At 61.2% G+C, this 13,742-nt stretch carries 7 protein-coding genes; 3 read left to right on the top strand and 4 right to left on the bottom strand.

From position 1 onward, the window contains the following. Positions 1–152 precede the first annotated feature (152 nt). On the top strand, positions 153–6,704 hold the full coding sequence (locus J5276_RS08050) for a hypothetical protein (RefSeq protein ID WP_174011336.1): 6,552 nt from the start codon (positions 153–155) through the stop codon (positions 6,702–6,704). 104 nt (positions 6,705–6,808) lie between these two features. Here J5276_RS08050 and J5276_RS08055 read toward each other — a convergent pair whose 3' ends face one another. Then, positions 6,809–7,726 carry a PhzF family phenazine biosynthesis protein gene (locus J5276_RS08055; protein WP_035251764.1) on the bottom strand — a complete coding sequence of 306 codons (918 nt, stop codon included), beginning with the start codon at positions 7,724–7,726 and terminating at the stop codon, positions 6,809–6,811. Positions 7,727–8,032: 306 nt separating this feature from the next. Here J5276_RS08055 and J5276_RS08060 point away from each other — a divergent pair, with 306 nt between their 5' ends. Both J5276_RS08060 and J5276_RS08065 read left to right on the top strand, forming a co-directional pair. Next, positions 8,033–8,806 carry an NAD kinase gene (locus J5276_RS08060; protein WP_003512774.1) on the top strand — a complete coding sequence of 258 codons (774 nt, stop codon included), beginning with the start codon at positions 8,033–8,035 and terminating at the stop codon, positions 8,804–8,806. A gap of 21 nt (positions 8,807–8,827) precedes the next feature. Further along, on the top strand, positions 8,828–9,328 hold the full coding sequence (locus J5276_RS08065) for a hypothetical protein (RefSeq protein WP_065704965.1): 501 nt from the start codon (positions 8,828–8,830) through the stop codon (positions 9,326–9,328). Positions 9,329–9,408: 80 nt separating this feature from the next. Here the strand turns inward: J5276_RS08065 and J5276_RS08070 are convergent, their stop codons facing one another. From J5276_RS08070 to J5276_RS08080, 3 genes are all read right to left on the bottom strand, one after another. After that, complete coding sequence (locus tag J5276_RS08070; RefSeq protein ID WP_065704656.1) at positions 9,409–9,879, bottom strand: cysteine hydrolase family protein; 471 nt, start codon at positions 9,877–9,879, stop codon at positions 9,409–9,411. 73 nt (positions 9,880–9,952) lie between these two features. Further along, positions 9,953–11,084, bottom strand: a protein-coding gene (gene prfB, locus J5276_RS08075; protein WP_097102382.1) for a peptide chain release factor 2 whose coding sequence is annotated in 2 segments (ribosomal slippage) — positions 9,953–11,014 and positions 11,016–11,084 — 1,131 coding nt in all. Because the reading frame shifts where the segments join, the coding sequence is not laid out codon by codon here. Between the two features lie 98 nt (positions 11,085–11,182). Then, complete coding sequence (locus J5276_RS08080) at positions 11,183–13,627, bottom strand: penicillin-binding protein 1A (protein WP_003512768.1); 2,445 nt, start codon at positions 13,625–13,627, stop codon at positions 11,183–11,185. Positions 13,628–13,742: the final 115 nt, after the last annotated feature.

The following is a 13,742-nucleotide window of genomic DNA, read 5'->3' on the forward strand; positions in this document are numbered from 1 at the left end:
AGCTGGACCACCAGCAATTCGGGATTGGTAATGGCGGAATTGTTCTCTTTAACGGGATAATGTTCCGCTGGCATGATGGCGGCAGTCCATTTGCGGGTCGCAGATGGTCAAACGGCATGAAGCCGGGCGTATGTGTAACGAGGCGTAACCGCATGGCGAATAACAAGATCAGCGACTCTGTCGACGAGACTGCATTTCAGGCGTTGGAAGACGCCCTGCAGCTTGGTGCTTTCGAAGACAAGCCGGAATCGCGGAAGACGACAGCGCCAAAGCAGCCGGAGGCCAGATTGAAGGAAGCAAGCAGACAGACCCCTGCTCCCGAGGCCGCGCGCGCGCCTACCGAACAGGCGCCCAGATCCCCCAATCTGGAAGCTGCCAACGACGGCTCCAAGCGCAGCCCGGCCATGATCCTGAAATCGCTCGAAGGCGGCTCCATCGGCGGCGCGCTCAGAAACGCGACGATCATGTCGGTGATCTGGGCGCTCGGCGGCCTCGGTATCGCGCATCTTATCTACGGCAGTGCACTCTGGAACATCGGCTCGGTTGCCGATCTCGCCGCAATACCTGGGCTGATGGCGATCGTCGTCGGCATCGTCGTTCCGATCATGCTGTTCTTCGCCTTCGCGATCATGATGGCGCGTGCCCGCGATCTGCGCAACGCTGCCCGGTCGATGGCAGAAGTCGCCCTTCGTCTTGCCGAACCCGAAACTGTCGCCTCCGACCGGATCATGTCCGTCGGCCAGGCGGTTCGCCGAGAAGTCTCGGCCATGAACGATGGCATCGAGCGCACCATTGCCCGCGCGACGGAACTCGAAACGCTCGTCCATTCTGAAGTCAACGCGCTTGAGCGCAGCTATGCAGACAATGAACTGCGCGTGCGCAGCCTCGTGCAGGAACTGAGCGCCGAGCGTGACGCCATCGTCAACCATGCGGAGCGCATCCGCTCCTCCATCGTCGGCGCGCAGGAACAGATCAAGGAAGAGCTTTCCATCGTCGGCGAAGAGCTTTCGATGCGGCTTTCCACGACAGGTGAGGCCTTCGCCTCGATGATCGACACACGCTCGGCCGCGCTGCTCGAAAAATCGCGCGCCTCGACCGAGGCGATGGGCAGCCTGATTGCCGCCAAGACCGAAAACCTGCTTCAGGCACTGAATTCCTCGGGCGCAACGCTGTCGAGCGAATTCGACATGCGTCTGCACAACCTCACCTCGACGCTGGACGAGCGCGGCGAAGTGCTGCTGGAACGCTTCGCGATCCACGCCTCGACGCTGGACAGCGGCGCGGAAAGCCTCAACAGCGCACTCGAGGAACGCACCCGCCAGCTCAACGAGACCCTTTCCACCCGCACGCTCGAACTCAACCGCAATATCGATCGCGGCCAGCAGATCATCGGCGGTTCGCTGGATAACGTGCTCGACAAGCTGTCCACGACGCTTGAAGAAAAAGGCCTGTCCTTCCGCCAGAGCCTGCAAAGCACGGCTGATGACGCGATCATGGATCTCGATCTTCGCTCCGGCCTCTACGAAGAACGCCTGCAGGCGACGGTCGGCCAGGTCAACTCCGCCTTCGACGAACATGTGGCGGATTTCGCCAGTGCCTTCGACCAGCGCGCCGGCAGCCTCGACAGCAAGCTGATGGAGAGCCTCGCCCGGATCAACGAAACCGTTGCTGGCGGCTCCGAAGCCCTCGACACCATGCTGACCAGCGGACTTGAGCGCATCGGCAACACCATGACCGACCAGTCGCTTGCACTTGCAACCGCACTGGGCACCGGCCAGGAAATGCTCGAAAGCGCGCTTGAGACCCGTACCCGCGCGTTCAGCGACGCAATCGGCCAGCGCACCGCTGAAATCACCGATGCCTTCGCCAATTCGCACGAGAAGATCGACGGCGTGCTGGCGGAGCGCAGCAATGCCCTGTTTGGCGCGCTTTCGGCAAGCCAGGACCGTTTCGACGAGGCGCTTGCCAGCCGTTCGCTGGCAATTACCGGCTCGGTCTCCGGCACGGCGGAACGTCTAGCCGCGATGCTTGAGGAGCGTGCAGCCGCAATCAACAGCGTCGTTGCCGATGTCGAGCGCCGTCTTTCGGAAACGCTCGAAACCCGCGCCGCCGCCATCACCGGCGCCGTTTCCGGCATCGAGGACCGCATTTCCGATACGCTGGAAAGCCGCACGGCTGCCCTGCACGACGTCGTATCCGGTGCGGAAAACCGTATTGCCGAGACGCTGGATGGCCGCACGGCCGCTCTTTCCAGCGCCATTTCCGGCGTCGAGGAACGCATCGCCGACACGATGGACAGCCGCACGCTGTCGCTCGACATGACCTTCGCCAATGTCGAGGAGAGGCTGTCGGAAACGCTCGACAACCGCACCTCCGCTCTGTCCGGCATTGTGGCAAGTGCCGAAGAGAGGATTGCGGGCGCACTCGACAGCCGCACGTCCACCTTCGGCGACGTGGTTGCCGGTGCCGAGAGCCGTATCGCGGAAACGCTTGATGGTCGCACCGCAGCACTCAACGCCGTCGTTTCGGGGGCTGAAGAACGCATTGCGGATGCACTCGACAGCCGCACCATGGCACTCGACATGGCGTTTTCCGGTGCCGAGGAAAAAATTACCGAAGCACTCGATACCCGCACCGCCGTCCTTGGCGAATTGGTGGCCGGTGCCGAGAGCCGTATCGCAGAAACGCTTGATGGCCGCACGGCGGCGCTTAACGCCGTCGTCTCCGGCGTTGAAGAACGCATTGCAGATGCACTCGACAGCCGCACCATGGCATTTGACATGGCGTTTTCCGGCGCCGAGGAAAAAATTACCGAAGCGCTCGATACCCGCACCGCCGTCCTTGGCGAATTGGTGGCCGGTGCCGAGAGCCGCATTGCCAGCGCACTCGACAGCCGCACGGCTTCGCTCAAAAACGTCGTATCCGGCGCGGAAGAGCGGATCACTGACGTGCTCGACAGCCGCACCATGGCGCTCGACCTGAGCTTCTCCGGTGTCGAGGAAAAGATCGCCGACATCCTCGACGGACGCACTGCTGCGCTTCACTCGGCGGTTTCCGGGGTCGAAGATCGTATTGCCGATGCCCTGGACAGCCGCACTGCCACCCTTTCCGGCATTGTCTCCAGTGCGGAAGAACGCATCGCGGACGCTCTCGACAGCCGCACCATGGCGCTCGACATGACGATTTCTGGCGTTGAGGAGCGTATCTCCGAGGCGATGGATGCCAGAACCGCATCACTGTCGCTCGCGGCCGCAGGCGTCGGCCAGCGACTGGAATCGACGGCTTTCACGCTTGAAAACGCACTCGCCAGCGGCCACGAGCGGCTGGAGACCATGCTCGGTTCGCAGGCCGAACGCATTGCCGGCTCGCTTGAGCGCAATAGCGGCCTGATCGAGCAGAGCGTCTTCGGCGCGGCCAGCCGCATCGAAAGCGTCGTGGAAGACGGCAGCAGCCGTTTTGCGCAGACGGTGGAAGAAGGCGTCTCCCGCCTCGAAAACAACCTCTCGCAATCGCATGAAGACATCCGTACCGCGCTCGAGCAGCGCCAGGCGGATATCGCCGCGACGTTGAGCTCAGCCACGACCCAGATGGGCGACATGCTCTCCGAGCAGGCGATGATGATCGGCACCACCGTTGCATCCAGCGCCAGCATGCTCGAACTCTCGCTCGAAACCCAGCAGGAGACGTTGCAGAAGGCCATAGACGGCAGTGCAGCCACGCTGGAACAGCGTCTTCGCAACAGTGCCGGCGATATTGCCGTCAAGATCGGTGAGGCCGCCCGCGAAATCGGCGGTGCGACCGATGCTCTCTCATCGCGGATCGAAACCTCGATCGGAAGCGTCACGGGCAGGCTCGACGAGACCGGCACCCGCATCGAGACTTCGCTCGGAGCGCTGCAGGAGCGTGTGTCGAGCGATCTCGGCAACGTCAACACGTCGATCGAGGATGCCGGACGTCGCTTTGCCGACGCGCTGGAAGACAAGACAGCCGCCTTCGCCCGCACCAGCGACGATGCTGCTCAACGTATCACCGGCATTCTGGACGAGCAGACGATACGGGTTGCCGACACGTTCGAAAGCCGCACCAGCCGTCTGGCGGAAACCTTCGATGCCGGTTCGGCCCGCATCGATGAACGCCTCGGCACCATGGACCGCGCGCTGACGATCGGCCTCGAAAACGTCAACCGCACCATCGAAGGCAAGGCGAGTGAGCTTGCGGTCGGCCTGCGTGGAGCGGTCATTTCCGCCACCCAGAGCATCGACGAGGAAGCAGTTCGTTCCACCGCCCTGCTTGCGAAAACCGGCTCGAAATTCGCCGAACAGGTACAGGCCCAGAACGACGCCTTCACCAAGGCGATCGAAGAACGCTCCGGCGAGATCGTCAACCGCATCTCGGATGCACAGACACGCCTGTCCGGCCAGGCGGCAGCCGTCGCCCAAACCTTTTCCGAGGCGGGCAACATCATCGTCAACAAGGTTGCCGAGGCCGAAGCGGTCGTGCGCTCGCAGGTGGGCGTCATTTCCGAGACCCTGACCGGTGTCGAATCCGCTCTCGATGCGCGCGGCGAATCCATCCGCTCGGCGCTGGACAACCGCACCCGTGAACTCAACTCGATGCTGGCCAGCCGTTCTGCTGAACTGTCGCGCCTGATCGAAGAGAAGGCAAAGCCTGTCGTCGACGAATACGCCACCATCGGTCGCGAAGCCGCCGAAAAGATCGTCTCCGCCGCCCAGCAGAGCGCCGAACTTCTGTCGCAGAGCAACAGCGGCATGGTCGGCATGGTGGAACAGGCGATCAGCGATTATGCCAATGCCGGAAGCGAGGCAGCAAGCAAGCTTGTCGCGGCAACCCGCCAGAGCACGGACATGCTGTCGCAGACGCATACCGCCATGGCCGACGCCGTCGAAGAAGGTATCGACAAATACACCCGCACGGGAAGCGATGTGGCAAACAAGCTTGTCGCCGCCACGCGCCAGAGCACGGATATGCTGTCGCAGACCCATAACAGCATGGCCGAAATCGTCGAAAAGTCGGCAAACAACTTCAACTCTGCGGTTGAGCGCGCCGCGCAGGAATTCGGCACGGCCGACGAAGCGTTGAACGCATCGGCCACCCGCTTCTCCGAATCCGCCTCGCAGGCCGCCGACATGGTGTCCAGCTCCAGCCGTCTGCTGGAAGGAAAGATCGATCGTCTGTCGAATATTTCCGGCCAGACACTGGCGCAGGTTGCCGGCATCGTCGGACGTTTCGAGGAACATTCGAAGGTTCTGAGCCAGGCGTCCGAACTGCTCAATGCCGCGCAGTCGAGCCTTGTCGGTACGCTGGAAGAGCGTCAGGATGCACTTCGCAGCCTGTCTGTCGGACTAGTCAAGCGTTCCGAGGAAATCGAAACCGCCATGCGCGGCGTCGTCAGCGTGGTGGAAACCACGCTCAACGAGGCCGAGGAGCGTTCGCAGAACGTCGCCGGCAACCTGCGTGACAATCTGCAGGCATCCTTCTCCGATATCGGCCGTTCGCTCGACGAGACGGAACAGCGCGCCCGCTCGGCAGCACAGACCATGCGGGGTGCCCTCCTCGCCGCTGGTCAGGATGCCAGCCGTTCGATCGAGAGCACGCTCTCCGACGCGCAGAAATATTCCGACGAGCTGGTCAACCGCCTGCGTGGCGGTGTCGAATCCTCGCTTTCGGAAGTCGACAACTTGCTCGGCAGTGCCTCGGAAAAATCCAATGCCGCCGCCGCCAACCTCAAGGAAACGCTGCGTCAGGCAGTTGAGGAAGCTGTCAGCCGTTTTGCCGGCGCGACGGACGAAATCCGCCGCTCCAGCCACGATATCCGCCGCGAGCTGGATGCGACGCGTGCCGAACTGAAGCGCGGCGCGTTCGACCTGCCGGAAGAGGCCAAGGAAAGCGCCGCAGCGATGCGCCGCGCCGTTTCCGAGCAGATCAAGGCCCTGCAGGATATTTCCCAGCTTGTCGGTCGCTCGACCCAACAGATGGAAGTTTCCGAACCCGTCGCCCGCGCCATTGCAGCGACCCAGCCTGCCGCTGAACGCCGTGTCGAAGCGCGTCCGCAGCCGGCAGCAGCCACGCCGGCACAGCCACCACGCCCGGCTCAGCCGCAGCCGGCAGCCGCACCCGCCTTGCGTGGCACCCTGCCGCTTGAGAACCGCCAGGTCGAAAACCGTCAGGCGCCTGCCCCGTCCCAGGCGGCTGCAGCGCCTGCCGCACGCCGCGAAGAAGGCGGTGGCTGGATCAGCGATCTTCTGCGCGGTGCCTCGCAGGAATCGGCCGCCGCTTCCGCACCCCGCGCAAGCGGCGATCAGCAGCCGACCCGTGCTGCCGATACACGCAATCCGCGTCACATGGTGGAATCGCTGAACTCGCTGTCCGTCGACATCGCCCGCGCGATCGACCACGATGCGTCGGTGGAACTGTGGCGCCGGTACCAGCGCGGCGAACGTGACGTCTTCACCCGTCGCCTCTATACGCTGAAGGGCCAGACGACGTTTGACGAGATCAAGCGCAAATACGAGCGGGAGGCCGAATTCCGCACCGCCGTGGACCGCTACATCACCGATTTCGAAAAGCTGCTCGCTGATGTCGCCCGCACGGACCGTGACCGGACAGTCACCCAGTCCTACCTCACCTCCGATACCGGCAAGGTCTACACGATGCTTGCCCATGCGGCGGGTCGGTTCAACTGATCTCTGGTTAAGACCAGAAACAATAAAACCCCGGTCATGGCCGGGGTTTTTCGTTTTGGTCGGCAGGTAGCTTTTCGACTGTAGTTCAGTCGCTCACGTTGAAATCAGATCTCGAACGTACCCGATGCTACCCGGACCGCGTGGCCACCGATGCGGGCGCGGGCGATTTCGTTGTCCTTGATGTCCATGCGCAGATGGATGTGGGAAGGACGTTCCATCTCCACGCCCTGCTCTATCAAGAGCGGATAGTGACCGTCTGTCAGGCCGTCGAAATGATGGATTGCACCGGAAAGGGCGGCGGCGGCGGAACCGGTGGCGGGGTCTTCCGAAATCCCCATTTCCGGGGAAAACATGCGGGCATGGAACTTTGCCGCGTGATTGACGCCGCCGCGACAGTAGATATAGGCCGCCGTCAGGCGCCCCTCCACCAGCGGTGCGGTGCGCAGCCAGAGATTGGCGTCGAAATCCATTTCGCTGATAGCGGCAATATTGTGCAGCGGCACGAGCAGGAACGGCACACCGGCCGTCCAGATCGACGGTACGTGGTTCTCAAAGCCGAGATGGCCTTCGCTCACGCCCAGCGCATCGGCAAGTGCGGTATGATCGAGCGGCAGGGTGACGCGGGACGATTTGCGCGGCAGGTCGAATTCGGCGAAGCTGACCGCACCGGCGCGCATTTTCACCGCACAGCGGACCGGACCCACCTTTTCCTCCAGCACACAGACCATATCGATATCGTCGTCACCTTCATTGCGATTGCGCTCGGCTATCGCGATCGCTGCGCCAACAGTCGGGTGGCCTGCGAAAGGCAACTCGCCCGAAGGCGTGAAGATACGCAGCGAAGCCGCGTGGGCCGGGTTGCCCGAGCGGTTGACGAAAACGGTCTCGGAGAGGTTCATTTCTCTGGCTATCGCCTGCATCGTCACTTGGTCGAGGCCATCCGCGTCATACATGACTGCCAGCGGATTTCCCGCCATTTTGGTCTCGGTAAAGACATCGTAGATATTGTAATTCAGCACCACGCCCGTCTCCTGCCACTCGCCGTTCCGCTTGTTTCGCGCAAGTTGCCTCACGTCGCGCCGCATCGCAACCCTTGTCGAAGGCCGGAAACCAAGAAGCTGTGGACCGCACGCGGGCAAACCCGCCTGCTGCGAACGCCTGTCCGCCGGAAAGGCCTTGTCGCCTGCTGCCGTCTTCATGTACCAAGGATGCGTCTTGTGGCTTGCGATCGACCGTTTTATCGACGTTTGGAGATTATGAGCTGCTTCAACAGGTTACAGCATCGTCCGCATATCGATTCCGGTATGCGTCGTTGCCGAGGGAAGCGAATGTCGCATTCTAACTGTTCACTATCCTTCGTGGCCTCCGCAACCGAGGAGGCGCAGAGGGCGCTGGAGGAGCTGAAAGGCGCTTACGGCAACACACCCTTCGACGAGGCGGAAGTGATCGTGGCGCTCGGCGGCGATGGCTTCATGCTGCAAATTCTCAACGAAACGATGAATTCCGGCAAGCGGGTCTATGGCATGAACCGGGGATCGGTCGGCTTTCTGATGAACGACTACCGGGTAGACGGCCTGGTCGAGCGTATTGCGGTGGCGACCGGCAATGATTTTCATCCGCTGCGCATGACGACGACGGATTCCGACGGCGATGAATTTACGGCGCTTGCCATGAACGAGGTCAGCCTGTTCCGGCAATCGCATCAGGCCGCCAAGCTTCGTGTCGAGGTGGACGGCAAGACGCGGCTTGAAGAATTGATTTGCGACGGCATGATGGTTGCGACACCGGCGGGGTCAACAGCTTATAACTTCTCAGCCCATGGACCGATCCTGCCGTTGGAATCACCGCTGCTGGCGCTCACACCCGTCAGCGCCTTCCGGCCAAGGCGTTGGCGCGGCGCACTTTTACCCAACAAGGTGACGGTCGATATTCACGTTCTGGAGCGCGACAAGCGTCCGGTGAACGCGGTCGCCGACCATACGGAGGTGAAATCCGTACGGCATGTGCGGATTGCGCAATCGCAGGATAGGACGGCCAGAATTCTCTCGGACCCAGACCGTTCATGGTCAGACCGCGTACTCGCCGAACAATTCAACAATTGACACCAACCACTGATGATGGCCATGCCCCTGAAAAAACCTCTTCTCGCCGCCCTCATTTTCGCCGCCACAGCGCTTCCCGTGCGGGCGCAAACGGAGGCCATCGACAACTTGCCGGTATCGGCGATCTTCGTTGTCAGCAGCGGCATGTGGGAAGAGCATAATCTTGAGCCGGTGAAAGGTCCTGACGGCCAGTTGCGGCCGCCGCCAGCGACACCCTCGCGCGGTTATTACAAGGTGGTTGCAATCCGCCAGGGCGATGGCACCGCTAAAGTCTATCTGCAGCGCATCGCCACTACCGCAAACGGACCGAACCTTCTCGAAAACATCGAGCTGGAAGAGTTCAACCAGATGAAGTCCTACGTCACGGATATTCGCCCCGAAAGCTCAAACGGTGCATCGGCCTCGCCCGGCCTGTTCGTGACCGTCTATCTGAAAACCGATCCGCAGATCAGGGAAGCGGAAAGCTGGACGATCCTGATCGACGAACTCGGCGAGATGAAGATCGAAAAGGCCTCGAACTGAGGGCGAGAGAACGTCGGTTTGAACGGAATCGTTGGAGGTTCTCTACCTCGTGGATTATACGCAGTTTTACTGGAACCTCTCTACGCGTTAAGCTCATGCGGCCCGGCCAGAATCGCACCGAAATGATGTTTCCATAGTCTGGCGCCGAGTTCGCCGCTGCGATCGAGGCTGGAGCCCACCGTCAGCCACGGCAGAAGCGTGGGATGAAGCCCCGCATCGAACAGGGCAAAACCCGCAGCCAGCACGCAGGTATCGGCCTGAATGCCGCAGACCAGCACCCTGTCGAGCTTTAGAGACAGGAGGTGGTCGATAGCCGCCCTTGGCGGAGCGTAGCCGTGCTTTATGAAAATCCAGTCCGCCGCAACCAGCGAGCAGTCGTCCCTGCCCGGCTTCCAGCCGAGTTGCCGCTCGAAAGGTGTGACGCTTTCATTATGGCGCTCGACGCTGGCAACGCTTGGCATGGTGGCGGCCAGCACGGATATGTCCGCCACAAGCGCAGCCGGCGGATTGAAGCTCGGCTGAACGTCGACGATGTAAAGCGCCTGTTTCATGCATCTCCTCCAACGAAAAACCCCTCGCAATGGGTTTGCGAGGGGTGATTTTTTCAAGCGACGCTGTGGCGCGTCAGTCGATATCAGCCACTTCCACGTCTGCGCCGCCGCTGATGCGGTGCGCGAGGGCCGCTTCCATGAACTGGTTCAGATCGCCATCCAGCACGTTGCCGGGTGCGGTGCTTTCCACGCCGGTGCGCAGGTCCTTGATCAACTGGTAGGGTTGCAGAACGTAGGAACGGATCTGGTGGCCCCAGCCGATATCCGTCTTGGATGCGGCCTGAGCGTTTGCCGCATCTTCCCGCTTTTGCAGTTCCACCTCGTAGAGACGGGCGCGCAGCATGTCCCACGCCTTGGCGCGGTTCTTGTGCTGGGAACGCTCCTGCTGGCAGGCCACGGCAATACCGGTCGGTATGTGGGTAATACGCACGGCCGAATCGGTGGTGTTGACGTGCTGGCCGCCTGCACCGGACGAACGATAGGTATCGATGCGGCAATCGCTCTCGTTGATGTCGATCTGGATCGAATCATCGACCACCGGGTAAACCCAGACGGAGGAGAACGATGTGTGGCGACGCGCATTGCTGTCATAGGGCGATATGCGGACGAGGCGGTGTACGCCTGATTCCGTCTTCAGCCAGCCGAAGGCATTGTGGCCCTTGACGAGGATCGTCGCGGACTTGATGCCGGCCTCTTCACCGTCATGAACTTCCAGCACTTCAACCTTGAAGCCTTCGCGGTCAGCCCAGCGGGTATACATGCGCAGCAGCATGTTGGCCCAGTCCTGGCTTTCCGTACCGCCGGCGCCGGAATGAACTTCGAGATAGGTATCGTTGCTATCAGCTTCACCGGAAAGCATGGCTTCCACCTGACGGCGGTTCGCCTCGCTCCTCAGCGCCTTCAGCGCATCTTCGGCGTCCTTGACAATCTCGTCGTCGCCTTCCATCTCGCCTAGTTCTATCAGCTCGACATTGTCCTTGAGCTGCTGCTCAAGCGCCTTCACGCCATTGATGCTGTCATCCAGCTGCTGGCGCTCGCGCATCAATTTCTGCGCTTCGGTGGCATCGTTCCAGAGGGTCGGGTCCTCTGCCTTGTTATTCAACCAGTCCAGTCGTCTTATCGCCTGGTCCCAGTCAAAGATGCCTCCTCAGCAGGCTTATGGCCTGCTTGATTTCGTCGACTACGTTCACAATTTCATTGCGCATTTCGCTGGTTCTTCGCCTTCAATTAAACTGGTAGCTCAAATAAATGCGGGGGGCGCGGATGTAAAGACCCGCGCCCCCCGCCAAACATAAGACTGGTATCAATAAAGACCGCCGCCACCGCCGGTGATGGCCTGCTGGGCCTGTGGCGAGGTCTTCAGAATATCCTCCTGCGACATGCCTTCCGCGCCGATCACCGAGAAGGTATCGGCCGGGCCGGTGCCCGGCTTGAAGGCTTCCATGATCGTATCAGGTTCGCCTTCCGAAGCGGCCATGCCGGTCTTGCGGTTGACGGCGATGAACTTCATGCCTTCAGGCACGATGAACTTGCTCGGTTCAAGGTGCTTGGCCGCATCGGCGATGAACTCGCCGAAGATCGGTGCCGACAGCGAACCACCGGTGCCGCCGCGCCCAAGCGGTGCGGGCGAATCGAAGCCGATATAAAGACCGGCAACCATGTCCGGCGTGTAACCGACGAACCAGGCGTCCTTTTCATCGTTGGTGGTGCCCGTCTTGCCAGCAACCGGCAGATCGACCTTGATCTTGCCCGCCGCCGTGCCGCGCTGCACGACACCTTCAAGCATGGAGGTCGTCTGGTAAGCGGTCATCGGGTCGAGAACCTGCTCGCGGTTATCAACGATGACCGGCTCGTCCTGATTTTGCCAGCTGGTGGCGTTGCAGCCCTCGCAGGCACGCTCCTCATGCCGGAAGATCGTCTTGCCGTAACGGTCCTGGATGCGGTCGATCAGCGTCGGCTTGATCTGCTTGCCGCCATTGGCGATCACAGAATAGGCCGAGACCATGCGCATGATGGTTGTTTCACCCGAACCGAGCGACATTGCCAGAAGCGGCGGCATCTTGTCGTAGATGCCGAAGCGTTCGGCATATTCAGCGACCAGATTCATGCCCATGTCCTGCGCCAGACGCACTGTCATGAGGTTACGGGATTTTTCGATGCCGAGACGCAGGGTCGAAGGACCGGCGGAACCCCCGCCGTAATTCTGCGGCTTCCAGACCTGGCCGCCCGAAACAACCTCGATTGGCGCGTCGAGAATGACCGAGGCCGGGGTATAGCCGTTGTCGAGTGCAGCCGCATAGATGAACGGCTTGAAGGAGGAGCCGGGCTGGCGCATCGCCTGCGTGGCGCGGTTGAATTCCGATTGCGCATAGGAGAAGCCGCCGACCATGGCCAGAACGCGGCCAGTGTGCGGATCCATCACCATCATGCCGCCCTGCACCTTCGGGGGCTGGCGCAGACGATATTCGTTGCCGGAACCGGACAGCGGCTGTGCGTAAACGACGTCACCAACAGCCAGAACGCCAACCGGCGACTTAGCCGTCGGCTTTTTGCCTGTGGCATCGCGATAGGCCCAACGCATGTTTTCAGCGGAGATATGGCCGCGTGTGCGCTTGTCGCCATCCTCGGCATCGGGATCGACCTGCACGCCAATATCGATGCCATCGGCAGCAACGGCGAGGACAACTGCGATCTTCCATTCGGGAACGTCGCGAAGGCCCTTTACCTTGGCGAGCGCCGCAGTCCAGTCACCGGTTGTCTCGATCTTTTCGACGGGTCCACGGAAACCGCGACGCTCGTCATATTGCACCAGACCGTCCTGAAGCGCCTTGCGCGCCTCCATCTGGATCTGCGGATCGAAAGAGGTGCGAACCGAAAGGCCGCCTTCAAGAAGCGCCTGCTCGCCGTATTTCTCGACGATCTGGCGGCGGACTTCCTCGGCGAAATAGTCAGACGCGAAGATATGCGCGCCGCCACGGCGCAGATTGACGCCAAGCGGCTGCTTCTTTGCGTCCTCGGCATCGCCGACCGTGATGTAGCCGTTCTCGGCCATGCGGTCGATCACCCAGTTGCGGCGTTCCAGCGCAGCCTTCTCGCGGCGGATCGGATGGTAGTTGGCCGGGCCCTTCGGCAGCGATGCGAGATAGGCGGTTTCCGCAATCGTCAGTTCCGTGACCGATTTGTTGAAATAGGTGAGTGCCGCACCGGCGATACCGTAGGAATTCAGGCCGAAAAAAATCTCGTTGAGATAAAGCTCGAGGATCTTGTCCTTGGAATAGGTCTGCTCAATGCGGAAGGACAGAAGCGCTTCCTTGAGCTTGCGGTCGAAGGTCTGGTCGTTGGTGAGCAGGAAGTTCTTTGCCACCTGCTGGGTGATTGTGGACGCGCCGACCGGACGACGGCCGGAGCCGATATTCTGGAGGTTGACGAGAACGGCACGGCCGAGACCCCAGATGTCCACACCCGGATGGTTGTAGAAATTCTTGTCTTCCGCCGAAAGGAAAGCTGCCTTCACACGGTCCGGGATAGCCTGGATCGGCAGGAACAGGCGCTTTTCATGGGCGTATTCCGCCATGAGCGCGCCGTTGCCGGCGTGCACGCGGGTCGTCACCGGCGGCTCATAAGTGCTCAGAACTGCGTAATCCGGCAGGTCCTTCGTCACGCCGTGCAAATAAATCGCACCGGCGGCGGCGGCGCACAGGAATAGCACGCTGGCCAAGCCGAAAAAATATCCAATCAGTCTGATCATACCAAGCTACCGATAATTCGAATCGTAACCATCAACGCCCGATGATACGGGCGCATCCTTGCATATCGCGTGCCGTTTTGCACACCATACCTTCGATGACAAGCCGGAACGACAG

Origin of the sequence: Agrobacterium sp. S7/73 (genome assembly GCF_019355535.1) — a bacterium.
Lineage (GTDB): Bacteria > Pseudomonadota > Alphaproteobacteria > Rhizobiales > Rhizobiaceae > Agrobacterium > Agrobacterium tumefaciens.

Coding starts and splice junctions, on each gene's coding strand:
- J5276_RS08050 (WP_174011336.1), top strand. CDS start 153: ATGGCGAATAACAAGATCAGCGACTCTGTCGACGAGACTGCATTTCAG.
- J5276_RS08060 (WP_003512774.1), top strand. CDS start 8,033: ATGTCGCATTCTAACTGTTCACTATCCTTCGTGGCCTCCGCAACCGAG.
- J5276_RS08065 (WP_065704965.1), top strand. CDS start 8,828: ATGCCCCTGAAAAAACCTCTTCTCGCCGCCCTCATTTTCGCCGCCACA.
- J5276_RS08070 (WP_065704656.1), bottom strand. CDS start 9,879: ATGAAACAGGCGCTTTACATCGTCGACGTTCAGCCGAGCTTCAATCCG.
- J5276_RS08080 (WP_003512768.1), bottom strand. CDS start 13,627: ATGATCAGACTGATTGGATATTTTTTCGGCTTGGCCAGCGTGCTATTC.